23 protein-coding genes are annotated in these 25,314 nt (G+C 74.7%); 7 read left to right on the top strand and 16 right to left on the bottom strand.

Going from position 1 to position 25,314, the window contains the following annotated elements:
• Nucleotides 1-151: 151 nt before the first annotated feature.
• The 6 genes from cspE to ACLQ2U_RS23575 all read right to left on the bottom strand — a co-directional run bounded on the left by cspE (nt 152) and on the right by ACLQ2U_RS23575 (nt 9,525).
• Nucleotides 152-355 (bottom strand): transcription antiterminator/RNA stability regulator CspE, encoded by a 204-nt coding sequence (gene cspE / locus ACLQ2U_RS23600; protein ID WP_425752918.1) that lies wholly within the window; start codon nt 353-355, stop codon nt 152-154.
• Between the two features lie 203 nt (nt 356-558).
• Entirely contained in the window at nt 559-4,041 is a 3,483-nt protein-coding gene (locus ACLQ2U_RS23595) for an ATP-dependent helicase (protein ID WP_425752917.1), read from the bottom strand.
• Nucleotides 4,038-7,583, bottom strand: a complete 3,546-nt coding sequence (locus ACLQ2U_RS23590; RefSeq protein ID WP_425752916.1) for an ATP-dependent helicase — start codon at nt 7,581-7,583, stop codon at nt 4,038-4,040. The genes ACLQ2U_RS23595 and ACLQ2U_RS23590 overlap by 4 nt, the downstream gene beginning before the upstream one ends.
• Nucleotides 7,580-7,861, bottom strand: coding sequence for a zinc ribbon domain-containing protein (locus tag ACLQ2U_RS23585; protein WP_425752915.1), 282 nt, complete (start codon nt 7,859-7,861; stop codon nt 7,580-7,582). The genes ACLQ2U_RS23590 and ACLQ2U_RS23585 overlap by 4 nt, the downstream gene beginning before the upstream one ends.
• Before the next feature lie 226 nt (nt 7,862-8,087).
• On the bottom strand, nt 8,088-8,633 hold the full coding sequence (locus ACLQ2U_RS23580; RefSeq protein WP_425752914.1) for a TIGR00730 family Rossman fold protein: 546 nt from the start codon (nt 8,631-8,633) through the stop codon (nt 8,088-8,090).
• Between the two features lie 4 nt (nt 8,634-8,637).
• Entirely contained in the window at nt 8,638-9,525 is an 888-nt protein-coding gene (locus tag ACLQ2U_RS23575; RefSeq protein WP_425752913.1) for a TIGR00730 family Rossman fold protein, read from the bottom strand.
• Nucleotides 9,526-9,680: 155 nt separating this feature from the next.
• Between ACLQ2U_RS23575 and ACLQ2U_RS23570 the strand changes: the two genes are divergently transcribed.
• The gene (locus tag ACLQ2U_RS23570; protein ID WP_425753001.1) at nt 9,681-9,842 is read left to right on the top strand and encodes a hypothetical protein; all 162 of its coding nucleotides are present in this window, start codon (nt 9,681-9,683) and stop codon (nt 9,840-9,842) included.
• 119 nt (nt 9,843-9,961) lie between these two features.
• Here ACLQ2U_RS23570 and dapE read toward each other — a convergent pair whose 3' ends face one another.
• Nucleotides 9,962-11,050 carry a succinyl-diaminopimelate desuccinylase gene (dapE, locus tag ACLQ2U_RS23565; protein ID WP_425752912.1) on the bottom strand — a complete coding sequence of 363 codons (1,089 nt, stop codon included), beginning with the start codon at nt 11,048-11,050 and terminating at the stop codon, nt 9,962-9,964.
• A gap of 24 nt (nt 11,051-11,074) precedes the next feature.
• Here dapE and dapD point away from each other — a divergent pair, with 24 nt between their 5' ends.
• Complete coding sequence (gene dapD / locus ACLQ2U_RS23560) at nt 11,075-12,034, top strand: 2,3,4,5-tetrahydropyridine-2,6-dicarboxylate N-succinyltransferase (RefSeq protein ID WP_425752911.1); 960 nt, start codon at nt 11,075-11,077, stop codon at nt 12,032-12,034.
• Nucleotides 12,035-12,148: 114 nt separating this feature from the next.
• On the top strand, nt 12,149-12,706 hold the full coding sequence (locus ACLQ2U_RS23555) for a sugar O-acetyltransferase (protein WP_425752910.1): 558 nt from the start codon (nt 12,149-12,151) through the stop codon (nt 12,704-12,706).
• Between the two features lie 12 nt (nt 12,707-12,718).
• Here ACLQ2U_RS23555 and ACLQ2U_RS23550 read toward each other — a convergent pair whose 3' ends face one another.
• From ACLQ2U_RS23550 to ACLQ2U_RS23535, 4 genes are all read right to left on the bottom strand, one after another.
• Nucleotides 12,719-13,366 carry a nucleoside/nucleotide kinase family protein gene (locus ACLQ2U_RS23550; RefSeq protein WP_425752991.1) on the bottom strand — a complete coding sequence of 216 codons (648 nt, stop codon included), beginning with the start codon at nt 13,364-13,366 and terminating at the stop codon, nt 12,719-12,721.
• Complete coding sequence (locus ACLQ2U_RS23545) at nt 13,366-13,494, bottom strand: hypothetical protein (protein WP_425752909.1); 129 nt, start codon at nt 13,492-13,494, stop codon at nt 13,366-13,368. Before ACLQ2U_RS23545 ends, ACLQ2U_RS23550 begins: the two co-directional genes overlap by 1 nt.
• Before the next feature lie 4 nt (nt 13,495-13,498).
• Nucleotides 13,499-14,545 (bottom strand): prephenate dehydrogenase, encoded by a 1,047-nt coding sequence (locus ACLQ2U_RS23540; protein WP_425752908.1) that lies wholly within the window; start codon nt 14,543-14,545, stop codon nt 13,499-13,501.
• Between the two features lie 95 nt (nt 14,546-14,640).
• On the bottom strand, nt 14,641-15,564 hold the full coding sequence (locus ACLQ2U_RS23535; RefSeq protein WP_425752907.1) for a DUF4034 domain-containing protein: 924 nt from the start codon (nt 15,562-15,564) through the stop codon (nt 14,641-14,643).
• A gap of 202 nt (nt 15,565-15,766) precedes the next feature.
• On the opposite strand from ACLQ2U_RS23535, the gene ACLQ2U_RS23530 reads away from it, so the two are divergent.
• Complete coding sequence (locus ACLQ2U_RS23530) at nt 15,767-17,611, top strand: M48 family metallopeptidase (RefSeq protein ID WP_425752906.1); 1,845 nt, start codon at nt 15,767-15,769, stop codon at nt 17,609-17,611.
• A gap of 41 nt (nt 17,612-17,652) precedes the next feature.
• Here ACLQ2U_RS23530 and dapC read toward each other — a convergent pair whose 3' ends face one another.
• Together dapC and fdxA are read right to left on the bottom strand one after the other, a co-directional pair.
• Nucleotides 17,653-18,768 carry a succinyldiaminopimelate transaminase gene (gene dapC / locus ACLQ2U_RS23525; RefSeq protein ID WP_425752990.1) on the bottom strand — a complete coding sequence of 372 codons (1,116 nt, stop codon included), beginning with the start codon at nt 18,766-18,768 and terminating at the stop codon, nt 17,653-17,655.
• Entirely contained in the window at nt 18,765-19,091 is a 327-nt protein-coding gene (gene fdxA / locus ACLQ2U_RS23520) for a ferredoxin (RefSeq protein ID WP_007464872.1), read from the bottom strand. The genes dapC and fdxA overlap by 4 nt, the downstream gene beginning before the upstream one ends.
• A 133-nt stretch (nt 19,092-19,224) precedes the next feature.
• Between fdxA and ACLQ2U_RS23515 the strand changes: the two genes are divergently transcribed.
• Complete coding sequence (locus ACLQ2U_RS23515) at nt 19,225-19,974, top strand: RNA-guided endonuclease TnpB family protein (RefSeq protein ID WP_425752905.1); 750 nt, start codon at nt 19,225-19,227, stop codon at nt 19,972-19,974.
• 15 nt (nt 19,975-19,989) lie between these two features.
• Nucleotides 19,990-20,952 (top strand): GNAT family N-acetyltransferase, encoded by a 963-nt coding sequence (locus ACLQ2U_RS23510; protein WP_425752904.1) that lies wholly within the window; start codon nt 19,990-19,992, stop codon nt 20,950-20,952.
• Nucleotides 20,953-21,085: 133 nt separating this feature from the next.
• Here the strand turns inward: ACLQ2U_RS23510 and ACLQ2U_RS23505 are convergent, their stop codons facing one another.
• The 3 genes from ACLQ2U_RS23505 to mshB form a co-directional block, all read right to left on the bottom strand.
• Nucleotides 21,086-21,550 carry a hypothetical protein gene (locus ACLQ2U_RS23505; RefSeq protein ID WP_425752903.1) on the bottom strand — a complete coding sequence of 155 codons (465 nt, stop codon included), beginning with the start codon at nt 21,548-21,550 and terminating at the stop codon, nt 21,086-21,088.
• Between the two features lie 81 nt (nt 21,551-21,631).
• A complete protein-coding gene (locus ACLQ2U_RS23500) occupies nt 21,632-22,069 on the bottom strand; it encodes a hypothetical protein (RefSeq protein ID WP_425752989.1) in 438 nt (145 codons plus the stop codon).
• A 17-nt stretch (nt 22,070-22,086) separates the two neighbouring features.
• Nucleotides 22,087-23,010, bottom strand: coding sequence for an N-acetyl-1-D-myo-inositol-2-amino-2-deoxy-alpha-D-glucopyranoside deacetylase (gene mshB / locus ACLQ2U_RS23495; protein WP_425752902.1), 924 nt, complete (start codon nt 23,008-23,010; stop codon nt 22,087-22,089).
• A gap of 86 nt (nt 23,011-23,096) precedes the next feature.
• Here mshB and ACLQ2U_RS23490 point away from each other — a divergent pair, with 86 nt between their 5' ends.
• Nucleotides 23,097-25,238 (top strand): prolyl oligopeptidase family serine peptidase, encoded by a 2,142-nt coding sequence (locus ACLQ2U_RS23490; protein ID WP_425752901.1) that lies wholly within the window; start codon nt 23,097-23,099, stop codon nt 25,236-25,238.
• Nucleotides 25,239-25,314: the final 76 nt, after the last annotated feature.

The following is a 25,314-nucleotide window of genomic DNA, read 5'->3' as shown; positions in this document are numbered from 1 at the left end:
CAGTCCGTCGGGACTCACAAGCACGAACCGAAGGGGTACGGGCCGGTCCGCCGCAGCGCGCCGCGTCCCGCCGGAGCGGGGGGCGGCGCGGCGGACCGGTCCCGTCACCACGCCCGGAGGGCGCGGTGGGTGGTACTGGGTGATCCGAAGATCAGACCGGGCGGATGTTCTCCGCCTGCGGGCCCTTCTGGCCCTGGGTCACCTCGAACTCGACCCGCTGGTTCTCGTCCAGGCTCCGGTAGCCGGAGGACTGGATCGCCGAGAAGTGGGCGAAGACGTCGGCGCCGCCGCCGTCCGGGGTGATGAAGCCGAAGCCCTTGTCAGCGTTGAACCACTTGACGGTGCCAATAGCCATTTGTTTCGTCTCCTTGACGGAACGTTCGGACCGCACGTGTTGCGGGCCGAAGGGGAGTGCACCGCACGCTTGTGCGCGGTACACCTGTCGCTGCTGGTCGCCCCGCCCGGAGAACTCCGGACACAACAAAGAGCGCCTGGGGCTACAATCCGCCAGGCGCACACAGAGTCTCTGGAAACCAAAACTGCAACGACGTAACCGTATCACGCATTGCCCGGCGCGCCACCCCCCATGGCGAATTCCGTCCCGCCGGTTTCCGGCACCCCGGCGATCAGCGCGGTGAGCCCGTCGGCGTCGAGGAGGTCGGCCGGCCGGACGGTGACGCCCTCCCGGACGTAGTGGAACGCGGCGCCGACCCGGTCCACCGGCACCCCGGCCAGCTCGGCCCAGGCCAGCCGGTAGACCGCCAGCTGCACCGCGGCCGCCTCGGCCTCCCGCCCGGCCGGTCGCCGGCCGGTCTTCCAGTCGACCACGTCGTACCGGCCGCCGGGTCGGGCGAAGGCGGCGTCCATCCGGCCCCGGACCACCACCTGAGCGATCACTGTGGCGAACGGCACCTCCACCTCGACCGGCACCCGGTCGGCCCACTCGCTGGCCAGGAAGCGCTCCTGCAACTCGGTCAGCGCCTCGTCCGGCGCGGCGTCCGCGTCGGCCGCGCCGGGCAGCTCGTCCACGTCCAGCAGCCGGTCGGCGCCGAAGCGCTGCTCCAGCCAGGTGTGGAAGGCGGTGCCCCGGCGGGCGTACGGGTTGGGCTCGGTCGGCATCGGCCGGCGCAGCGTACGGGCCAGCGCCTCCGGGTCGCGGCGCAGCGCCACCAGCTGGGTCACCGACAGGTGCCCGGGCAGCGCCACCTCCACCGCCTCGGCCTGCCGGAGCAGTTCGGCCCGCTCGGCGAGGAGCAGGTCCGCCTCCCGTCGCCAGCGCGCCACCTCGGAGTCCTCGGCGAGCGGGTCGGCGGCGCCCTCGGCGGCCGGCCCGGCGTCGTCGCCGGCAGGCTCGCGGCCGGCCGTCCCCGTCCCGAGGCCGTCGGCGGGCGGCTCCCGGCGGGCCGCGCCGGGGTCGGCGAGGAAGCGGCGGACCAGCGCGGCCGCCTCGGCCAGCGCCGGGCGGCGGGCGCCGAGCGGGTCGGCCGGCCACTCGGCCCTCAGCACCGTCTCGGTGGTCGGGTTGACCGCGTCCCCGGGCGGCTCCGGCGCCCACGCGTCGACCAGGTGCCCGGCCGCGCCGTCCAGGCAGGCGTCGTGCACCTCGCGCAGGAAGACCGACGGGCCGCGGAACCGCTTGGTCCCCTCCCCCCACCAGTAGCCGGAGCAGAGCAGCAGCCGCCGGGGTCGGGTCACCGCCACGTACGTCAGCCGGCGCTCCTCCCGCTCGTCGTGCGCCCGCCAGGCGTCGGTGAAGTCCTCCACCGCCCGGGCCACCCCGCGCTGGTCCTCCGCGCCGGCCAGGCCCAGCTCGGGCAGCCCGTCGGCGTCGCCGCGCAGCGGGAACGGCAGCACCCCGAGCCCGCCCAGCCAGTGGTCGGAGTTGCGCACCGGCCCCGGCCAGACCCCCCGGGTCAGCCCGGCGACCGCCACCACGTCCCATTCCAGGCCCTTGGCGGCGTGCGCGGTGAGCACCTGCACCGCGCCCTCCACCACCTCCACCTCGCCCGGGGTGAGCCCGCGCTCCTCGTCCTCGGCGGCGGCCAGGAAGGCCAGGAAACCGGCGAGGGTCGCCCCGGGCGTCTCGCCGCTGAACCGGGCGGCCACGTCGCCGAGGGCATCCAGGTGACCGCGGGCCAGGCCGGCGTCGCCGGCGCCGTCCCGGCCGGCCCGCACGGCCACCTCCACGTCCAGGCCGATGGTCCGCTCGATGTCCGCTATCAGCTCCGGCAGCGCCTGGTCCAGCCGGTAGCGCAGCAGCGCCAGCTCCATCCCGTACGCGCGCAACCGGGCGTACCCCTCGGCCGAGTACCCCTGCGCCGACCCGAGGTCGGCCAGCGCCTCGACCAGCGTCGCCTCGTCCAGGACGTCCACGGTGATCTCCGGCCCGTCGTCGTCGCCGGTGAGCTCCCGGCGGGCCCGGGCGATGGCCCGGGCACGCCGGTGCAGCGCCACCAGGTCACGCGGCCCGATCCGCCAGCGTGCGCCGGTGAGCAGCCGCAGCAGCGCCGCCCCGTCGGTCGGGTCGGCGAGCACCCGCAGGGTGCAGACCACGTCGCGTACCTCAGGGGTGTCCAGCAGGCCGCCCAGGCCGACCACCTCGACCGGCAGGCCCCGGGCACGCAGCGCCGCCTCGATCGCCGGGATCTGGCTGCGCAGCCGGACCAGCACGGCGGTGGTCGGGCGGTGCGGCACCGGGATGTGCTCGGGCAGCGCGCCGGGCATCCGCGCCGCGCCCCGCCAGGCGGCCAGCACGCTGTCGGCGATCCAGTCGGCCTCGTCGGCGTACGTCTCCAGCAGCGCGCAGTGCACGGTGCCGGCGGCCTGACCGCCGGGGCTGCGGTGCGGGATCGGCTCCTTCACGCTCATCGCCGCGTGCAGCTCCGGCACCCGGGCCCCGGCGGCGCGCAGCGGCAGCGAGAGCGCGTTGGCCACGCCGAGGATCTCCGGGCGGTTGCGCCAGCTCGTGGTGAGGCTGAGCACCTCGGCCGGCGTGCCGTCGGGGCGGGCGAACTCGGTGGGGAAGCGTTCCAGGGTGCCGGCGCTGGCGCCGCGCCAGCCGTAGATGGACTGGCACGGGTCGCCGACCGCGGTAACCGGGTGGCCGCCGCCGAAGAGCGCATTGAGCAGCACCACCTGGGCGTGGCTGGTGTCCTGGTACTCGTCCAGCAGGACCACCCGGAAGCGGTCCCGCTCGATCGCGCCGACGGCCGGGTGGTCGCGGGCCACCCGGGCCGCCCGGGCCAGCTGGTCGGCGAAGTCCATCGCCTCGAAGTCGTCCTTGCGCCGGCCGTACGCCCGCACCAGCGGGAGCAGCTTCAGCCGGGTCTGCTGGAGCTGAAGCGCCCTGCGCACGTCGGCGTAGACCCGGCCGGGGCGGGACTGCACCTCGGCGAAGAACCGGCCGGTCCAGCCGGCCAGCTCGTCCGGGTCTACCAGGTGCTCGTCCAGCTCGCCGGCGAGGGCGAGGACGGCGTCGGTGATGGTGCTGGGCATCCGATCGACGTCGGACATGTCGCCGTCGTAGTTGCGCACCAGCAGGTCGACCAGCTGCCAGCGGGATGCCTCGGTGAGCAGCCGGGTGGAGGGCTCGTAGCCGGCGCGCAGCCCGTGCTCGGTGACGATCCGGCCGGCGTACGAGTGGTAGGTGGAGACGGTCGGCTCACCGTCGAGCGGGCTGTCCAGCGGGTCCCGCCCGCGCCGGCCCAGCCGCCGGACCAGCTGGTCCAGCCGGGTACGCACCCGGTGCGCCAGCTCGCCGGCCGCCTTGCGGGTGAAGGTGAGGCCGAGGATCTGCTCCGGCCGGACGTACGAGTTGGCGACCAGCCAGACCACCCGGGCGGCCATCGTCTCGGTCTTGCCCGACCCGGCGCCCGCGACCACCAGCAGCGGCTCGACGGGCGCGGAGATGATCGCCGCCTGCTCCCGGGTCGGGGCGGGCAGCTTCAGCAGCTTCGCCAGCTCGACCGGGGCGTAACGGGGCCCGGCGTCGGCGGCCCGGGGCGCCGGGGCGGCGGTGCTGAACAGGGTCGGCTGGGTCACGGCTGCTCCGGACGGCGAGTGGCCGGCGGCTCGACTACCTGGCGTCCCTGCCCGGAGACCGGGCAGCTGGTGCGCACCGGGCAGACCCGGCACTTCGAGTTGGCGACCGCGGCGAAGGTGGCGGCGGCCATCGTATCGGCGGTACGCCGGACCAGCGCGGTGGCCCAGCCGGCCTCCGGCCCTTCGCCGGCCGCGGCCTGGGTCTGCTCCTTGGCGTCCTTCGCCCCGGTGCCGAGCTGCACCAGCGCCGCCCCGCCGGGCTCGTCGCCGAACTCGGCGAACGCACCCGCCTCGACCGCCGCCTGGTACGCCCCGAGCTGCGGGTGCTCGGCCACCTCCCGCTCGGTGACCGCGGTCGACTTGCCGGTCTTCAGGTCGATCACCACGAGCCGGCCGTCGGCGTCGACCTCCAGCCGGTCCACCCGGCCGGTCAGCTCGACCGGGCGCTGCGGGTCGTCGAGGCGGACCGCGAACTCGTGCTCGATGGCGAGCAGCCGGCGCGGGTTGCCGGCGAGCCAGCGCAGCAGCTTGTCCACCATGGCCTCGGCCCGGGTCCGCTCCGGGCCGACCATCCAGCGGGCGGCCAGCTCGATCGCGTCGAACCGGGCGGCGACGTACTCCAGCAGGGCGGTGCGGTCGGCGCTGGCGTCCTCGGCGAGCATCGCCGCGGCGTGCACCAGGTTGCCGACGCCCTGGGCGGCGCTGGCCGGGCCGCTGCCGCCGTGCCGTTCCAGCAGCCAGCGCAGGCTGCACCGCAGCGCGCTCTCCATCGCCGACGGGGTGACCCGGACCGGATCGCCCTCGTCGACCAGCGGCCGGTCGTCGGAGAGGCCGCGCAGCCCCCACCAGTCGTCCGGGTGGGCGCCGGGGATGCCGGCGGCGGCGAGGCGGGCCAGCTCGGCCGCCGCCGCCCGCCGCCGGGTGACCGGCGCCGCCGGGTCGGTGACCGCGGTACGCAGCTCCGCCACCAGCGCGGAGAGGGTGAGTGCCCGGGGCGGCCGCCCGACCGGCAGCTCCCCGGCCCGGTCGGGCTCGTCATCGTCGTCGCCGGTTGACGTCGCGCCGTCACCGGCTCGGCCCGCGGTCCGGTCCGCCGGACCGGGCCCGGCGGAGGCCTGCCCCGTCCGGGTCGGCCCGGCCGGCGTGGGACCGGCGGTGGGGCCGCCCGCTCCGGGCGTGCGGGGCTCGGTGACGCCCAGCTCGTGCAGGAAACGGCTCGGCTGCTCCTCGTGGTCGTCGCCGCCGACCGCCGCCGAGGCGACCGCGGTGACCAGCAGCCGGCGCCGGGCCCGGGTCACCGCGACGTGGAAGAGCCGGCGCTCCTCGTCCAGCAGCGCCGAGGTCTGGCCGACCAGGCTCGCCCGGACGCCGGTGCCGTCGGCCCGGCCGGCCAGCACGTCGACCAGCCGTTCGGAGCCGAGCAGGCTGCCGCGCAGCCGCAGGTCCGGCCAGACGCCCTCCTGGACACCGGCGACGGCGACCAGGTCCCACTCCAGGCCCTTGGCGGCGTGCGCGGTGAGCAGGCGTACCGCCTCGCCCCGGTCGGCGCTCGCGGCGAGGGTGTCCGCCGGTAGGTCCTGGCCGAGCACGTGGTCGAGGAAGACCTCGGTCCGCGCGCCGGGCAGCCGGTCGGTGAACCGGGCGGCCGCGTCGAAGAGCACCATGACCGCGTCGAGGTCCCGGTCGGCGGCCCCGGCCCGCCAGCGCTGCGCGGTCTCGTGCTCGCCCGTGGCGGCCCGGCCCCGGGTGATCGCGCCGGCCCACCGCTCGGCGAGCCCGCTGGCCTTCCACACCGCCCAGAGCACGTCCTCAGCGGTGGCGCCCGGGGCCGTCGCCGCCTGCCGCGCGGTGGCGAGCAGCTCGGCCACCGTCCGGGCCGGCTCGACCCAGCGCCGGTCGATCGCGGCCAGCTCGGCCGGGTCGCGCAGCGCCTCCACGATCAGCTCGCCGGAGGGGCGCCGGTCGCCGCCGGCCAGCGCGAGGGCGCGCAGCCCCTGGCGCAGCCGCCGCTCGGCGAGCGGGTCGGCGCCGCCCAGCGGGGAGTGCAGCAGCGCGACCGCGGCCTCCTCGTCCAGCCGCTCGGGCTCCAGCGCGCAGCGCAGCAGGAGCAGCAGCGGCGCCACCGCCGGTTGCAGGTGCAGCGGCAGGTCCTCGCCGTGCACCACGGTCGGCACCCCGGCGGTGTGCAGCGCGCGCCGCAGCGACGGCAGGTGCAGGTGCGTCGAGCGGACCAGCACCGCCATCCGCGACCACGGCACGCCGTCGAGCAGGTGCGCGGAGCGCAGCGCGTGGGCCAGCCAGGCGGCCTCGCTGGTGGCGGAGCGGAAGGTGCGGACCTCCACCGTGCCCGGTGGCGCGTCGGGCAGCGGGCGCGGCTGCCGGTGCGCCGCCGGGCCGCGCAGCCGCCGGGCCAACCGGCCGGTCGCCGCCAGCAGCCCCGCCCCGGCCCGGTACGAGGTGGTCAGCACGACCTGGGCGGCCGGCGCTCCGGAGGCCGTCCGGAACCGGTGCGGGAAGCCGCTCACCACGGCCGGGTCGGCGCCCCGGAAGGCGTACGTGGAGGAGTCCGGGTCGGCGAAGGCGACCAGGGACGCGCCGCCGCCGGCGATCACCGCGAGCAGCTCCTGCTGGGCGGGGTCGGTGTCGGCCAGCTCGTCGACGTAGACGTGGGCCAGCCGGCGGCGCTCGGCCGCCAGCAGCTCCGGGTCGTCCAGCAGCATCCCGGTGGCGGCCCGGACCAGCTCGGCCGGGTCGTACGCGATGGAGCCCCGGTTGCTGACGTCGCGCAGCGCGAGGACGGCGACGTACTCCCGGAGGAAGCGGGCGGCGGCCGGCCAGTCGGCACGGCCCAGCCTGTCGCCGAGCCGGGCCAGCTCGACCGGCCCCACCCCGCGCTCGGCGGCGCGCATCAGCAGGTCGCGCAGCTGGGCGGCGAAGGCCCTGGTCCGCAGGGCGGGGCGGAGGTCCTCCGGCCAGCCGACCGGGTCGTCGCCGGGCTCCTCGCCCACCACGTCGAGCAGCTCCCGGATGATCAGATCCTGCTCGGGGCCGGTGAGCAGCCGGGGCGACGGCTCGCCGCGCTCGGCGGCGGCGCGGCGGAGTAGCCCGAAGGCGTACGCCGGGAAGGTGCGCACCAACGGCTCGCGCAGCACCCGGCGACCGTCGGCGGCGATCCGCGCCTCGATCCGGTGGCGCAGCTCGGTCGCCTGCCGCCGCCCGAAGGTGAGAACCAGGACGCGTTCCGGGTCGACCCCCTCGGCCACCCGGGCGGCGACCGCCTCGATCAGGGTGCGGGTCTTGCCGGTGCCCGGACCGCCGACGACCAGCATCGGCCCGCCGGTGTGCGCGACGATCTCGGCCTGGCGCGGGTCGGTCAGCGGGACCCCGGACCGCGGCTTCCCCTCCGTGCCCTGACCCGGCCGGCCGCTCCCCTGGATGGGCCCGACCGGCCGACCGACCCCCGGAACCGTCGCGGCGGACCGTCCGTCATCCGGGACCGGTCCGGCAGGCCGGCGCACCAGCCGGTACCCGTTTCCTCTCATGATGCTCTCAAGAGCATCGGAGCGGATGTCCCACCTTGCGGGGGGACGGTCCCGGTCTTGTCCGCTCGGGCGGTGCCGGGTTGACGTTTCGTAGCCACCTGCCCGCCGGGGCGAGTCTTACAGTCGGCTCCACGTCCAGCCACCGGGCCACTCCCGGCGGTGTTCACCCCATGCGCGAGTCGCTCGAGATTTCGCGCTGCGTTGAGGTCGCGGTCCAGGGACAGGCCGCAGTTGGCGCAGGTGTATGTGCGCTCGGACAGGGGCAGCTTGGCTTTCACCGCACCGCCGCCGCGTCACGCCTCCGGACCACCAGCGCACCATTCGTCATGCTCAGCGTTCTTCCCGCTCCCGGCTCTGCACTGCCTCATCCCACCACGCCAGTGCGACACCCCCACCACACACCACCCCGCCCCACCTCACGCCCCCGGGTTGATCATGAGGTTGGCGGCAACGAAAGAGATCGACTTCGCCGCCAACCCGATGATCATCAGAGCCGGGGGCGGGTCAGAGGAGGTGGGATTCCAGGACGTCCAGGGCGGCGGGGACCGAGTCGGCCACGGTGAGCAGGTCGAGGCCGGCCGGCTTGAGGAACCTCCGGTCGGCGAGGGTGCCGAGCCAGTCGAGCAGCGGGCGGTAGAAGCCGTCCGTGTCGACCAGCACCATCGGCTTGGCGTGCATGGTCAGCGTGGCGGTGGTCCAGACCTCGAAGAGCTCGTCCAGCGTGCCCAGCCCGCCGGGCAGGGTGAGGAACGCGTCCGACTTGTCGATCATCAGCGTCTTGCGGGCGGCCATGGTGTCGGTGACCAGCAGCTCGTCCGAGGACAGGTCGGCGACCTCCAGGTCGACCAGCGCCTGCGGGATCACTCCCAGGGTGCGCCCGCCGGCGGCTCGCGCGCCGTCGGCCAGGGCGCCCATCATGCCGACGCAGCCGCCCCCGCTGACCAGGGTGTGCCCGCGTCTGGCCAGCTCCGCGCCGGTTTCGGCGGCCAGCTCCAGCCAGCGTCGGTCGAGGGTCCGGGAGGAGGCGCAGAAGACGCAGATCGCCGCCACCGGCTCAGCCCTTTCCGCCGTCGTCCCCGGCCCGGCGCGGCGCGCCGGACGCGTCGCTCCCCTGGCGGGCCGCGGCCTGCCGGTCGGCGGCGGCCCGGGCGACCGCCTCCTCGCGGACCGCCTCCTGCTCGACCGACAGGGCCGCCTCGGCCTCGACGATGTGCCGGACGGCGGCGTTCACGTCGTCGGTGAGGCAGATCAACTCCAGGTCGACCGGCCCGATCTTGCCTTCGGCGGCCATGGTGTCGCGCAGCCAGTCGAGCAGCCCGCGCCAGTACGCGGTGCCCATCAGCACCACCGGGAACCGGGTGACCTTGCCGGTCTGCACCAGGGTGAGCGCCTCGAAGAGCTCGTCCATCGTGCCGAAGCCCCCGGGCAGCACCACGAACGCCTGGGCGTACTTGACGAACATGGTCTTGCGGGCGAAGAAGTAGCGGAAGTCGATGGCCAGGTCGACCCAGTCGTTGAGGCCCTGCTCGAACGGGAGTTCGATGCCGAGCCCGACGGAGAGCCCGCCGGCCTCGCTGACGCCCCGGTTGGCCGCCTCCATCACGCCGGGCCCGCCGCCGGTGATGACCGCGTAGCCGGCCCGGGCCAGGGCCGCGCCCAACTCCTCGGCCACCCGGCACTCCGGACTCCCCGGGGCGCTGCGGGCGGAGCCGAAGACGCTGACCGCGGGCGGCAGGTCGGCGAGGGTGTCGAAGCCCTCGACGAACTCGGAGAGGATCCGCAGCGCGCGCCAGGCGTCCTTGGTCTTCCAGTCGCCGCGCCCGCGCGAATCCAGGAGCCGCTGGTCGGCGGTGCTGGTGGGGATCGCGCCGCGGCGCAGCGTGACGGCGCCCCGGTGCCGCTCCGGATCGCGGCCCCGCGGCTGCCCACTGCTCTGGCTCATGGAAGCAACCGTAGTGGAGCGGCCCCCGTGGAGTGAGCTGCGCGACGAGCCGGCGAGAAAGTTTGCGATCTTGGGCAACCAATTCGGTCGCCCGTACGTCTTACTATTCACATACCGGGTATGCCCCGGCGCGTGCCTTCGGGGGAGGAGCAAGCGTGATCATGAACAACGAGCGGATGCGGATTCGCCGGCAGATGCAGCGGCGGATCCGGGACGTGGTGGCCGAGCGCCGCCGCGCCCGGCAACTCGAGTCCCCGGCGGAGCCCACCGCCGAACCCACCGAGCCCAGCGACACCGCCCTCGTGACCACCGTCTGACCCACCGAGCCGCCGCCGGCCCGACCGGCGGGACGCCGTCGACCAGGAAGTCCGCGTTCCCGGAAACGCCTGCCGGGGAGGCGGACTTCCTGGTCAGCGGGGCCGGGGCGTCGGCGGCGTCAGGCGAGGGGCCTGTCGAGCGGGGAGAGCCAGCGGTGGAGCGTGGCGGCGCCGTCGCGGATCTTGGTCAGTTCGACGTGCTCGTCCTTGTGGTGGGCCAGGTTGGGGTCGCCAGGTCCGAAGTTCAGCGCCGGGATGCCCATCGCGGCGAACCGGGCAACGTCCGTCCAGCCCAGCTTGCCGATCGGCGCGGCGCCCACCGCGGCGAGGAACTCCTGCGCCGCGGGCGAGTCCAGCCCCGGCGCCGCGCCCGCCGCCGCGTCCGTCACCCGCAGTTCGAAGCCGTCGAAGACCTCCCGCAGGTGCGCCTCCGCCGCCTCCGGGTCGCGGTCCGGGGCGTACCGATAGTTGATCTCGATCTCGCAGCGGTCGGGGATGACGTTGCCGGCCACCCCGCCGTTGATCCGGACCGCGTTGAGCCCCTCGCGGTAGTCGCAGCCGTCGATGGTGACCCGGCGCGCCTGGTACGCCCCCAGGCGGCGCAGCACCTCACCGGCGCCGTGGATGGCGTTCACCCCGTGCCAGGACCGGGCCGCGTGGGCCCGCTCGCCGTGGGTGGTGAGGATCGCCCGCATGGTGCCCTGGCAGCCGGCCTCGACGATCCCGTACGTCGGTTCGAGCAGCACCGCGAAGTCGGCCTCCAGCCACTCCGGGTGCGCCTCGGAGACCAGGGTGAGCCCGTTGTACTTCGACTCGATCTCCTCGGCCTCGTAGAAGAAGTACGTCACGTCGTAGCGCGGGTCGGGCAGGGTCACCGCCAGGTGCAGCGCGAACGCCACCCCGGACTTCATGTCGGAGGTGCCGCAGCCGTACATCAGGTCGCCGCGCATGGTCGACGGGAAGTTGTCGTTCAGCGGCACGGTGTCCAGGTGGCCGGCGAGCACCACCCGCTGGGCCCGGCCAAGGTCGGTACGGGCCATCACGGTGTTCCCGTGCCGGAACGTGGTCAGGTGCGGCACGGCCCGCAGCACCTCCTCGACGCAGTCGGCGATGGCCTTCTCGGCGAGGGAGACGGACTCTATGTCGACCAGGGCGCGGGTCAGCCCCACCGGATCGGCCAGGACCTCGGGGGTCAGCGGGTTCTCCATGGTTCGCACGGTACCTTCAGGATCGTGACGACCGCACAGTCTGCCTGGGGCATCGGCCTGGCCACCATCACCGCTGACGAGCAGGTGCTCGACACCTGGTATCCGACCGGCAAGCTGGGACTCGGCGAGCTGCCGCTGGTCCCCGGCGAGGACCAGGCCGACGTGCTGGACCTGCCGCCCGGGGCGATCGGCGAGCGGGCGCTGCCCGGTCTGCGTACCGTCGAGGTGGTGACCGTGATCGGGTCGCTGGACGACCCGATCAAGGACGCCGCCGACGCGTACCTGCGGCTGCACCTGCTCTCCCACCGCCTGGTCCGGCCCAACGAGCTCAACCTGGACGGCATCTTCGGCAAGCTGGCCAACGTGGCCTGGACCTCGGCCGGCCCGTGCCCGCCGGAACGGGTGGACGAGCTGCGGGTGATCGAGCGGGCCGCCGGCCGCCACCTGGCCGTCCACGGGGTGGACAAGTTCCCCCGGATGACCGACTACGTGGTCCCCTCCGGCGTGCGGATCGCCGACGCGGACCGGGTCCGGCTCGGCGCGCACCTCGCCTCCGGCACCACGGTGATGCACGAGGGCTTCGTGAACTTCAACGCCGGCACGCTGGGCACCTCGATGGTCGAGGGACGGATCGTGCAGGGCGTGGTGGTCGGCGACGGCTCCGACATCGGCGCCGGCGCCTCGATCATGGGCACCCTGTCCGGCGGCGGCACCGAGAAGGTACGGATCGGCGAGCGGAGCCTGGTCGGCGCGAACGGCGGCATCGGCATCTCGCTCGGCGACGACTGCGTGGTCGAGGCGGGCTGCTACGTCACCGCCGGCTCCAAGGTCACCCTGCCGGACGGCCGGGTGGTCAAGGCCCGCGAGCTGTCCGGGGTGGCCGGGCTGCTCTTCTGGCGCAACTCGGTCACCGGTGGGCTGGAGGCCCGGCCGCGCACCGGCCGGGGCATCGAGCTGAACGTCGCCCTGCACGCCAACGACTGACAGTCCCTCCCGGGTCCGCGGCACGCCGCCGCGGACCCGGGGGTACGCCTCACCGCGCGGGCGACCCGCCTGATCGTCCCGCGCCACCGGACCGGTTCCGGCATGATCGGCCGGGTGACGTCCATGCGGGAACGAATGCTGGCCGGCGAGCCGTACATCGCCGACGAGCCCGAGATCATCGCCGACCTCGACCGGGCCGCCTGGCTGATGGAACGCTTCAACACCAGCTCCGCCGCTGACCCGCAGGGACGGCTGGCCGCGCTGCGCGAGCTGCTCGGCTCGCTCGGTGAGGGCGCCTGGGTCCGTCCGCCGTTCCACTGCGACTACGGCTGGCAGACCCACATCGGCCCGCGAAGCTTCGTCAACTACAACGCGGTCTTCCTCGACGTCGCCCGGATCACCATCGGGGCGGACGTCCAGATCGGACCGAACGTGCAGCTGCTCACCCCGACCCACCCGGTGGAACCCGGGCCGCGCCGGGACAAGTGGGAGGCCGCGAAGCCGATCACCATCGGCGACAACGTCTGGCTCGGCGGCGGAGCGATCGTGCTCGCCGGGGTCGCCGTCGGGGAGAACACGGTGGTCGGCGCGGGCGCCGTGGTGACCCGGGATCTGCCACCCAACGTGGTGGCGGTGGGCAACCCCGCCCGGCCGGTACGCACCCTCGAATAGCCGCTTGACCTGCTAAACAGCGTTCGGGTCGGTTAGCCGTACGACCAGGTCGGCGTGGTGCGCGGTGCCGGACACCTGGGCGGTGTTGGCCTCGTCGCTGCCGTGCGCCCAGGCCGCCGCCTCGACCGGCGACCGCCCGTACGCCTGGTGCCGGGCGACCAGTCGGCGCAGCCGCAGCTCCACGTCCAGGTCGAGGAACCAGGCCTCGTGCAGCAGCTGCCGCACCTCGTCCCAGGGCGGGTCGGTGAGCAGCAGGTAGTTGCCCTCGGTCACCACCAGCCGGACCGAGGGCGGCACCTCGATCGCCCCGGCCACCGGTTCCTCCAGGTCCCGGCGGAACAGCGGCGCGTAGACGGCGCTCGGTTCCAGCCGCCGCAGCCGGCGCAGCAGGGAGACGTACCCGTTGGCGTCGAAGGTGTCCACCGCGCCCTTGCGGTCGGCGCGGCCCAGCCGGACCAGCTCCGCCTGGGCCAGGTGGAAGCCGTCCATCGGCACCAACCGGGCGGTCGGGCCGATCGCGGCGACGATCCGCTCGGCGAGGGTGGACTTGCCCGCTCCGGGAGCGCCGGCGATGCCGAGCAGCTGCCGCGGGCCGGCCTCGGCCAGGGACCGGGCCCGGGCCACCAGTTCGTCGAGCGGGAGCGGTCGCGCCTCGGGCATCAGCTCGGGGCCGGCCCGCTGCGGGTGCACCACGCCCGGGACGTGGCGGTCACCGGGGGGCGGGCGAGCTCCGGCGCGACCGACCGGTACGCCGCGCCGCCCACCGCCACCACCGGTCCGTCCGCCACGCCCTCACCCTAACGGCGGGGCGAGCGGGCCGCCCGGTTCCGTGGTCAACCGGCGGGCCGAGTACTCCACCTCGTCGCCGTCCGTCCGGCAGCCGTCCAGATGCCCGCCGGCCGCGCCGAGCTCGTGCAGGAAGCGCAGCTCCTCGTCACCGGCGGCGAGCGGGAAGCGGGGGCGCAGCCGCACCGTCGGGCGGCCGGTCAGCGCGAGCCGGGCGTCCCGGCCCTCCCGGTGCCGCGCGGTGAGCGCGTCCCGGTCGCCGTCGCGTAGCGCGGCGGCCAGCTCGTCCAGGAACGCGGTGACCGAGCCGAGCGCGGCCAGGATCTCGGCGCGGTTGCCGAGCAGCATGTTGGCCGTCCGCTCCGGCGGCGTGCCGGCCACCCGGGTGCCGTCGCGGAAGCTGCCGGCGGCGAGGGCGAGCACCGCGTCGCGCAGCGGCGACCGGTCGGTGGCGCCGGCCAGTGCGCCGGCGAGCAGGTGCGGCACGTGCGAGGCCAGCGCGACGACGGCGTCGTGCCGGTCGGCCGCCATCGGCACCACCCGGGCGGCGAAGACGTCGACCACCAGCGCGGTCAGCCAGCGGAACGCGGCCAGGCCGGGGCCAGGGGCGGGGCAGAGCACCCAGGCGGCGCCGTCGAAGAGGTCCGGCGCGGCCGCGATGAGGCCGGCCCGGTCGGTACCGGCCATCGGGTGGCCGGGTACGAACCGGTGGGTCAGCCCGCGCGCGGCGGCGAACGCGGCCAGCTCCGCCTTGGTGCTGCCCACGTCGGTCAGCACGCAGCCGTCGCCGGTCGCCGCCGCCACCTCGGCCAGGGTCTCCGACAGGGTGGGCAGCGGGCCGCAGAGGAAGACCACGTCGCGGTCGGCCACCGCCTCGACCAGCCGCTCCGGAGCGGGTACGCCGACCCGCCGCGCCTCGTGCCGGGTGGCCTCGTCCGGGTCCCAGCCGGCCACGTCCAGGCCTGCCGCGTGCAGCCGGAGCAGCACCGATCCGCCGATCAGGCCGGTGCCGACCACCGCCGCCCGGACCCGTGCGCCGGCCCTGCCCACCATCCGCGTACCTCGGCGTTCCTCCTCGACTGCGGGGCGCGCCGGCCCCGCCTGAAGTCCGGGCCGAGGATATCGCCCCGGCCCGGTCGGGACGCCGCTCAGCCCTGGGCGGCCATCGCCTTGCGCCGCCAGGCGGTGAACGGGGCACCCGGGTCGCGGCCGTTGAGGTACTGCCAGGGCGAGGCGGTGACCAGGTCACCGATCACCTCGAACTGCCCGGCGGCGGAACGGAGGTCGCCGGACATGGCGAAGGCCATCGCGAACGAGTTGTGCACCGTCGCCCAGCCGGGCCGGGCCTGGTAGCCGGGGTGGCGGACCGAAGTGTCCGCGGCCGCGTTGAGTTCGGCCCGCACCGCGTCGTCGTCGAGGTACGCCGCGTCCTCGCCGGAGGGAAGGTCGAGCCACCGTTCCAGGTGCGCCGCCGGGACCAGCTGCCCCAGCGGCGACCCGGCCGGGGCCTTGGCCACCGCCGTACGGGCGAAGTCGAACATCTCCTCGTGGCTGCCGAACCACTTGTGGCAGCGGTACTGCAGCATCTGCTCGTGGGCGATCCGGTGCCACGGGTGCCGGGCCACCACGTCGTCGAAGCGGCGCTGCGCCTCGTCCCGGTCCACCTGTCGACCACGGGCCGCGGTGACCAGGAAGGTCCGTGCGGTGGTGTCGTCCGGATCGCGGTCGGCGACCTCGTCCAGGCAGTTCTCGGCGAGCTTGAGCCGTCGGAAGAACTCCTTGAACTGCTCCTGGCGGGTCTGCGAGGCCCGGCCTCCGCCCCGGGCCTCCCACGCCCAGTAGACGGCGTGGGCCCCGCGCACCAGGACCGGCAGGGTCGACCGGGGCTCGGCGTCGATCCACTCGCCGATCCACTCCTGCACGCCCGTGACGTCGGCGACCGCCGAGACGTAGAACGCGTGGTCGTCCGGGTCGGTCACCGGCACGAGCAGGTCGCGGACCGCGCGCCAGTCACGTCGCTCACCCGCCTCGCGCAGGGCACGGGCGGTCGGGTCACCCTGGGTCGGGTCCACCCGCACCGTGGGTACCGCCGCCTGCCTGCTCTTCCGCCGGAACGGCCACATTCTCGCGTTTCCTCTCCCCGTGACGTCGTCGGACGATCGTAGGGGCGGCCCGGCCCGGACCGGAAGGGGGTTGTCGATGGGGAATCCACGTCGTACGGTCCCCTGCGCCGCCCACCACCCGGCGGGCGTTCAAACGGGGGAAGGAAGGACCATGTCCGCGACGTACCGGGCGCTCGCCTCGGTGGTCATGTTGATCGGTTTCTACGTCGTCGCGCTGCTGCAGCTCGCCGCCGTCGTCGCGCTCGGCGTCTGGCTGTTCAGCCACACCACCGGCGCCATCACCGGCAAGCTGCTCCTCCCGCTGGTCGTCGCGCTGGGCGCGGTGCTGGTCGGGCTCTGGCGGGCGATCCGTACCAAGAACGAGCCGGTGCCCGGTCTGATCCTCGGCGAGCGGGAGGCGCCGGGGCTCTGGGCGACCGTGCGGGAGCTGGCGGCCGCGGTCGGCACCCGCGCCCCGGACGAGATCCGGCTGGTGCCCGAGGTGAACGCCGCGGTCGGCGAGCAGAGCCGGCTGCTCGGCCTGATCGGCGGGCGACGCACCCTCTACATCGGACTGCCGCTGCTCCAGGCGATGCGTCTCGACCAGCTCCGCTCGGTGCTCGCGCACGAGCTGGGCCACTACTCCGGCCAGCACACCCGGCTCGGCGGGGTGGCGTACCGAGGCCGGCTGGCGATCGAGGAGACCATCGAGCGGATCAGCCCGCGCAACCCGATCGGCTGGGTGTTCAAGGGCTACTCGAAGCTCTACCTGATGGTCGACAACGCCGCGTCCCGGCGGCAGGAGCTGGAGGCGGACCGGTCGTCGGTGCTGCTGGCCGGCCACGAGGCCGCCGCCTCCGCGCTGCGCTCCCTGCCGGCCCTCGACGCGGCCTGGGGTTTCTACATGCGCCGGTACGTCGAGCCGGGCTGGTCGGCCGACCTGGCGCCGGACGACCTCTTCGGCGGCTTCGGCCAGCTGCTGCACGCCCGGTCGGACGAGATCGCCGAGCTGCGGGAGAACGCCCCCGACCGGGAGCCGTCGCGGTGGGACACCCACCCGCCCGTCGGCGTCCGGATCGCCGCGATGGCGGACGCGCCGGCGGCGACCGTCGCCCCGGACGACCGGCCGGCCGCGATCCTGCTGGCCGACATCGCCACCGCCGGCCGGCAGCTGCAGGGCGTCGTGGTGGACCACGGTCGCCGGCAGGTGCTGCCCTGGGTCCAGTTCACCGCCGCGGCGGTGGCCGCCGGCGTGCAGCAGCAGGCGGACTCCCTCTACCGGGCCGCCGGCCGGTTCACCGGGGTGCCGCAGCCCGGCCTGGCCACCGTGCTGGAGCTGGTCCGGGCCGGCCGGCTCGGCGAGTTCGCCGAGCAGTTCTTCGGCGACGCCACCCGCAAGGAGGCGGCGGTCCGCTTCGCCGGCCCGATGGAGACGCTGCTCGACAACGCCGCCGTCCGGTCCGGGCGGGCCCACTGGCGACTCTCCTGGACCGGGCCGGCCCAACTGGTCGGCCCGCACGGCGAGCCGTGGGACCTGGCCGAGATCGCCAAGCTGGCCGTCTCCCCGCAGACCCTGGACGAGGCGCTGGCCCGCCTCACCGAGCTGGGCATCGACCCGGGCGGCGCGACCGTGGTGGAGAGCCAGGTCTCCGGACGCGACGCCGACCTGATCGGCGCGCTGGCCAACATCAAGGTCGACGGCCGGGAGCACGACGTGCTGGTGTTGGACCGGGGCCTGGTCATCATCGGCAACCCGGGCAAGGCCAACCAGGGCGAGAAGCGGCTGCGCGCGCTGGTCGGCGCGACGCCGGTCGCGGAGCTGGTGGCCCGGCACGCCTTCGTGCCGTACGAGGAGATCGTCTCGGTCGTGGTCAAGCGGGAGGTGCCGCTGAAGGCGGAGCTGGCCCTGCACGGCGGTCGGGTGGTCACCATGCAGGAGCTGATGGCCAGCGAGCTGCTGGAGAAGCACAGCCGGGACACCCTGCTCCGGGTCTTCCGGCAGCTCAACGACGACTGACGACGGGCGGCGGCCGGCCCGGGGAGGGCCGGCCGCCGGGGTCAGTGCTGCGCGAGCCGGGCCGCGACCGCGGCGACGTGCGCGTCGGACTCGGTGAGCGCCGCCCGGACGTGCCGGGCGCCGCCGGGGCCGTAGAAGACGCCGGCGGCGACCAGGATGCCCCGCCGGGCCAGCCAGTCGACGGTGTCCCAGCAGTCCTCGCCACGGGTCATCCAGAGGTAGAGCCCGGCCTCGGAGTGCTCCACCGTGAAGCCCGCCCCGGTGAACGCGGCGAGCAGGATCTCCCGCCGGGCCCGGTAGCGCTCCCGCTGCTCGTCGGCGTGCGCCTGGTCGGCGAGCGCGGCCACCATCGCGGCCTGCACGGGCGCGGGCACGATCATGCCGGCGTGCTTACGGATCTTGAGCAGCTCGGCCACCAGCGCCGGGTCGCCGGCGACGAAGCCGGCCCGGTAGCCGGCCAGGTTGGAGCGCTTGGAGAGCGAGTGCACCGCCAGCACCGAGTCGTACGACCCGCCGCAGACATCCGGCGAGAGCACCGAGACCGGCTCGGTGCCGGCCGACCAGCCCAACGGCAGGTAGCACTCGTCGCTGGCCACCACGGCGCCGCGCTCGCGGGCCCAGTCGACCACCTTGCGCAGGTGGGCGGTGGGCAGCACCCGACCGGTCGGGTTGCCGGGCGAGTTCACCCAGACCAGGCGTACCCGGGAGGTCGGGCCGACCGCGGTCAGCGAGTCGGCGCGGACGGTGGTGGCGCCGGCGAGCCGGGCCCCGTCCTCGTACGTCGGGTAGGCGATCGACGGCACCACGACCACGTCACCGGGGCCGACGCCGAGCAGGGTGGGCAGCCAGGCGACCAGCTCCTTGGAGCCGATCGTGGGCAGCACGCCGAGCCCGTCGACGCCGGCTCCGCAGGCCCGGGCCACCCAGCCGGCGATCGCGTCGCGCAGCGCCGGGGTGCCCGCGGTCAGCGGGTAGCCCGGCGCGTCGGCCGCGTCCGCCAGCGCCTGCCGGATCACCGGGGGCACCGGGTCGACCGGGGTGCCCATCGAGAGGTTGATCAGACCGTCCGGGTGCGCCGCGGCCAGGGTGGCGGCGGCGTCCAGCGTGTCCCAGGTGAACTCGGGCAGCCGCGCCGAGACCGGCGCGGGCCGGTTCAGTGGCCCTCTCCGCGCGGCGGCTGGGCGGCGACGAACGTCGCGTCCTTCTCCACCTTGCCGATCTTCGACGCGCCGCCCGGGGAGCCCAGGTCCTCGAAGAACTCGTAGTTGGCCCCGGTGTAGTCCTTCCACTGCTCCGGGACGTCGTCCTCGTAGAAGATGGCTTCGACCGGGCAGACCGGCTCACAGGCCCCACAGTCGACGCACTCGTCGGGGTGGATGTAGAGCATCCGGTTGCCCTCGTAAATGCAGTCGACCGGGCACTCCTCGATGCATGCCTTGTCGAGCACATCCACGCACGGCTCGGCGATGATGTAGGTCACCGGTCTTCTCCTCCGCAAGACTCGCCGCGATCACCCGCGACGGTAAGAGCCTAGTATCTCGCCAGCAGCAATCGGTCGTACCCCCGGCTTACCATGGCGACCTTCGGAAGCCAACGCGTGAGGTTGCCTCTCCATGACTCACCCGCCTATGCAGGCATATCGGTTCGCCCTGGCTCTCACGCCAGCCCAGGAACGGGCGGTACTCGCCCACGCAGGGGCTGCCCGGGTGGCCTTCAACTGGGCCACAGGCCGAGCCCTGCCCAATCCCCGTCACCTCGATGGAGCACTGCGCAAACTACGCCGGCTCGGCCGTGCCTCTGCCCGTAGAGAGGGCCGGGACCGGCGGACCGGTCAGCGGCCGTCGAAGCGAGGGCTCCGGACGCAGAAGGCACTCCTTCTTGCGCATCGCCGGGTCACCGACCTGCGCCGTGACAACTCGCACAAAATCTCTACCAGCCTGACCCGTGAGTTTGGCACGATCGTGATCGAAGATCTGAACGTGACCGGAATGCTGCGCAGTCGCCTCTTGGCCAGGCACATCGGCGACGTCGCGTTCAGCGAGTTGCATCGCCAACTCCGCTACAAGGCCGACTGGTACGGCAGCCGGCTCGTTGTCGCTGATCGATGGGACCCGTCCTCCAAGACTTGCTCGGTCTGTGGCGCGGTGAAAGCCAAGCTCGCCCTGTCCGAACGCATCTACACCTGCACCTCCTGCGGTCTGGTCCTGGATCGGGACCTCAATGCCGCGCGGAATCTCGCCGCCCTCGCGAGCGGTGTCAGCGACACCCGGAGTGGCCGGGAGTCATCAAACGCACGTGGAGCCGACCGTAAGACCCGCAGCGGTGGGCCGGTGGCTGTGAAGCGTCGCCCCAGGCAACACTGACAGGAACGGTCGATCGTGCTCCGACAGCAGGATGTGGGACACCGGATCGTGGTCCGCCGGATTGTGGGGATTCGCGAGGGCCGGCCGCTCTTCTCGGACGCCCTCGGGGAGCTGGTCGAGCTGACCGAGACCCATCTCACTCTGGCCACCGCGCAGGGTCGGCTGCGGGTGCCGGTGGCCGAGGTGCACCGGGCCAAGCGGGTGCCGCCGACCCGCCGACCCACCGCCGCCGCGGTGGTCGCTCTGGAGCGGGCCTCCGACGAGGCCTGGCCGGCCGTGGTCCGGGGCCGGTTGGGCGACTGGTTGCTGCGCTCGGCGGCGGGCTGGTCCGGCCGGGCCAACTCGGCCCTGCCGGTGGGCGACCCGGACCGGCCGTTGCCGGCCGCGGTGGACGCGATCGAGCGCTGGTACGCCGAGCGCGGCCAGCCGGCGATGGTCAACACCCCGCTGCCGCTCGCCGCGCCGGTCGGCGCCGAGCTGGACGCGCGGGACTGGGGCGCCCGGCCGCCGGTGCTGGTGCAGACCGTGCCGCTGGCCGCGCTGCCGCCGGCGCCGCCCCCGCCCGCCGGCGCGCCGCCGGTCGGGCTGGCCGCCGCGCCGTCGGAGGACTGGCTGGCGATCGCCGCCGGCCGCAAGGGCGGCCTCCCGGACGCCGCCCGGCACGTGCTCACCGCGGTGGACCGGGTCCGCTTCGCCCAGGTGTACGCCGACGGCGCGCTGGTCGCGATCGGCCGGGGCACCGTCACCGGCGAGGGGCGCTGGCTCGGGCTGAGCCTGATCGAGGTGGTGCCGTCCGCCCGCCGGCAGGGGCTGGCCGGCCGGGTGGTCCGGGCCCTGGCCGGCTGGGGCCTGGCGGAGGGCGCGTCGCACGCCTTCCTCCAGGTGGAGCAGCGCAACATCGCCGCGGTGGCGCTCTACCGGGGGCTCGGCTTCAACACCCACCACACCTACCTGACCCGGGTCGCCCCACCCGCCTGACCCGCCCCGCGCCCCGCTCACGCGGGGGCGCGCGAAGATCGACTCAATGTCGCCGACATGGCGGTGTCCCCGCGACTCCACCCCCGAAACATCCCCGCAACGGAGTCGACCATGCCCCGCCCAGGACCGGGAGTCAGCGGCGGACGACCCGGCGGGGCTTGGCGGCCTTGATCTCGGCGTACCGCTTGAGCAGCTGCGAGCGGTGGTCGAGGCCGAGCGCGGTGAGCACCAGGTAGCCGATGGCCACACCGGCGGCGGCCGCGGCGAGGTAGAGCCAGATCTGGGCGAAGAACAGGCCGGCACCCCCACCGAACGGGTTGTTGCCGACCAGCAGCGGGCCGACCAGCACGGTCAGCAGCAGCGCCACCGCCACCGCGGCGCCCACGTCCGCGCCCCAGCGCCCGACCGGCCGGGACCGGCCCTGGACGAAGACCACCGCGGCGAGGATCAGTCCGATCACCACGAACATGGCCAGCGACACCCGGTCAGCGGCGGTGTCGTTCCCGTCGAAGCCGAACTCGATGATCACCCGGGCCACCACGTTGACCGCGAACAGTGCTCCCGCGAGCACCCCGATCGCCCGCCACCGGTCCTTCATCGCACGCCTCCCGCCGTACCGCCCGCTCGGTCGGCGGGCCTCCTCGCAGGAATATGTACCACCGTTACCTGTGCGCCGTCATCACCCGTCATGACGACGCTGCGGCGGGCCGAGGATCTGCCGGAACGCCATCACCGCGAAGGTCATCGCGCCGGTGGTGATGATGGCCAGCCCCACCCAGTTGTCGCCGGAGACGAGCAGGTCGCCCTCGGCGGTCCGGACGGCCGCCACGGCCATCAGCGCGAACCAGGGCAGCGCGGGCAGCGCCACCGCCCACTTCCGGCCGACCGTCGCGTACGCGAACCAGCTCAGCGCGATCGCCGTGCCGATGGTGACCGGCACCGACACCCCGATCAGGTGGCCGTCCACCCGGACCGTGGAGAGCAGCAGCCCGAGCAGGGCGGCGAGCACCCCGCCGACCACGGAGACCAGCCCACCGGCCACCCGCAGGGCGAGATCGAGCAGCCGCTCGCGCCGGCCTGGGGACGGCGTGGTGGTCTCCTCCTCGACGACCGGCATCTGCGCGGCGGGCAGGGTCACCGGAGGCCGGCCGCCGCGACGGGGGAACGGTCCGCCCCGTCGGCGGCGATCCCGGCGAAGAGGTCGTCCTCCCAGCCGTACGGGCCGCTGCCCGGCCCCTTCTCCCCCACCGCCAGGGTGAAGTACTCCACGCCCATGAACTCGGCGCCGAAGTTGCCGGCGATGGAGTAGAGCCAGGAGGTGGCCGGGATCTGGGTGGCGTGCGCCCGCATCGCCGCCTCCTTGGCGGCGTGCTGCTCGGTGGCGTCGATCCGGGCGGCGATCTGCGCGTCGGGCGTGCCGAAGGGCAGCTCGGTGAGGTCGTCGATGCCGGCGAAGGGGTTGTCCGAGGACTCGGCGAAGTGGGTCATGCCGGCCTCCAGCACGCTGAGCGGCATGGCCGTCCAGTAGATCTTCGCCGGGGCGAATCCCTCGGCGGCGGCCAGCTGATGCGCCCGCATCGCCACCCGGTGCGCCTGGATGTGGTCCGGGTGCCCGTAGAAGCCGTTGTCGTCGTACGTGATCATGACCTGCGGGCGGACCTCGCGCATGATCTCCACCAGGTGCCCGGCGGCCTCGTCGAGGTCGGCCTGCCAGAAGGCCCGGGGGTGCTCGTTGGTGGCCAGCCCCATCATCCCGGAGTCGCGGTAGCGGCCGGCGCCGCCGAGGAAGCGCTGGTCGGTGACGCCGAGCGCGGCGCAGGCGGCGGCCAGCTCGCCGATCCGGAAGCCGCCGAGCTGGTCCGCCTCGGCGGCGGCGAGCTGCGCCAGCTCCGGCACGTGGATCTCGCCCTCCTCGCCGAGGGTGCAGGTCACCAGCGTGACGTGGGCGCCGGTGGCGGCGTAGTGCGCCATCGTCGACCCGGTGCCGATGGACTCGTCGTCGGGGTGCGCGTGAACCAGCAGGAGGCGTCGGTCGGGCAGCGTCGTCACGATCGTCACTCTAACCGGCGGTCCCTCACGTCCGAGCCTGACGCGTCCACCCAGGTCGGCCACATCACGCCCGACGCCGCCTTACGATCCGAGCTGTGGACTTTCCCGAGCTGGCCGCCCGTACCCGTCGGTTCAGCCACGGGGCGCCGCGCGCCGTTTCCGTGGCCGACGACGGTTCCCGGGTGATCTTCCTCCGCTCGGGGGGGCCGGGCGACCCGGCGGAGGCGCTCTGGTCGCTGGAGGTCACCACCGGCGAGGAACGGCTGATCGCCGACCCGGCGGTGCTGCTCGGCGCGGACGCCGACCCGGGGGCGCTCGCCCCGGGCGAGCGGGCGCTGCGCGAGCGGATGCGGCTCAGCGCCGCCGGCATCGGCTCGTACGCCCTGGACGCGGCCGGCCGGGTGGCGGTCTTCCCGCTGGCCGGGCGGCTGTTCCGGGCCGACCTGGTGCACGGCGACGTGGTCGAGGTGACCACCGTCGGGCCGGTGGTCGATCCCCGGCCGGATCCGACCGGGCAGCGGCTGGCGTACGTCACCGACGCCGCCGAGGGGGTCCACCGGGGCGAGCTGCGGGTGGTCGAGGGCGACGGCACCGACACCCTGCTGGCCGGCGAGGACGCCGGGGTGACCTGGGGGCTGGCCGAGCACGTCGCGGCCGAGGAGTTCGACCGGTTCCGCGGCTACTGGTGGGCGCCGGACGGCCGGATGGTGCTGGCGGCCCGGGTGGACGAGTCCCGGGTGCCGCGCTGGCACCTGCACGACCCGGCCGACCCGGCGAGCCCCCCGACCACCGTGGCGTACCCCCAGGCCGGCGGCCCGAACGCCCAGGTCAGCCTGCACCTGCTCGACCTCGACGACGGCTGGGTCGACGTGCACTGGGACCGCGAGACCTACCCCTACCTGGCGTCGGTCGACTGGGCCGACGGCGGTCCGCTGATCACCGTGCTGCGCCGCTCGCAGCAGCACGGCCTGGTGCTGGCCGTCGACCCGCGCACCGGGGAGACCCAGGTGCACGCCGAGCTGGCCGACCCGCGCTGGGTGGAGCCGATCCCCGGCACCCCGGCGCACCTGCCGGACGGCCGGGTCCTGGTCGGCGGCGAGCTGGCCCACGACGGGTACGACGCCCGCTGCCTCTTCGCGGACGGCACCCTGCTCACCCCACCCTCGCTCTACGTACGCCGGGTGGTGGGCCGGCTGCCCAGCGGCGGCGGTCCGGCCGACCTGCTGGTCGAGGCGAGCGAGGGCGAGCCGAGCCAGCGCCACCTCTACCGGGTCCGGACGGCGATCGGCGGCGGGGTGGACGCCCGCCGGATGAGCGGCACGCCCGGCTGGCACACCGCCGCGGTCGGCGGGGACGTGCTGGTGGTGGGGACCGCCTCGCTGGACGCCCCGGGCACCCGCTGGTCGGTCTGGCGCGGCGACCGTGAGGTGGCCCAGCTGCGTTCGCTCGCCGCCACCCCGCCGTACGCCCCGCGCCCGATGATGGTCCGGGTGACCGACCGGCGGCTGCCGACCGCGGTGCTCTACCCCACCGACCACGTCAAGGGCACCCGGCTGCCCGTGCTGCTGAACGTCTACGGCGGCCCGGGGCACCAGGAGGTGGTGGCGGCCCGGGCGGCCTGGCTGGAACGGCAGTGGTGGGCCGACTCGGGCTTCGCGGTGGTGACGATCGACAACCGGGGCACCCCCGGGGTGGCCCCGTCGTTCGAGAAGGCGATCCACCGGCGGGTGGCCGACGTGGTCCTGGCCGACCAGGTGGACGCGCTGACCGCGCTCGCGGGCAAGCACCCGGACCTGGACCTCGACCGGGTGGCGATCCGCGGCTGGTCCTTCGGCGGCTGGCTGGCCGGGCTGGCGGTGCTGCGCCACCCGGAGCTGTTCAAGTGCGGGATCGCCGGCGCCCCGGTGACCGACTGGGCGCTGTACGACACCGCGTACAGCGAGCGCTACCTGGGGCTGCCGGACGACGGGATCGACGTCTACGGTCACCATTCGCTGGTCGAGCTGGCCGCCGAGCCGGTGGTCGACCCGGAGCAGGCCCGACCGCTGCTGCTGGTGCACGGCCTGGTCGACGACAACGTGGTGGCCGCGCACACGCTGCGGCTGTCGGCGGCGCTGCTGGCGACCGGGCGTCCGCACGCGGTGCTGCCGCTGACCGGGGCGACCCACATGGCCGCCGGCGGTACGACGGAACGGCTGCTCCGGCTGGAACTCGACTTCCTCCGCCGCAATCTGTAGCCGAGACCCCTGTTCCCGGTCGCTGCCCCAGGTCGGTGAAAAGGGGAGCTCCCCCGCACCCGCCTGGACGGGTACG

This window comes from Micromonospora sp. DT47, assembly GCF_049844475.1.
GTDB lineage: Bacteria > Actinomycetota > Actinomycetes > Mycobacteriales > Micromonosporaceae > Micromonospora.
The sequence above is the reverse complement of the archived record's forward strand: the minus strand, read 5'-3'. Positions and strand labels throughout refer to the sequence as shown.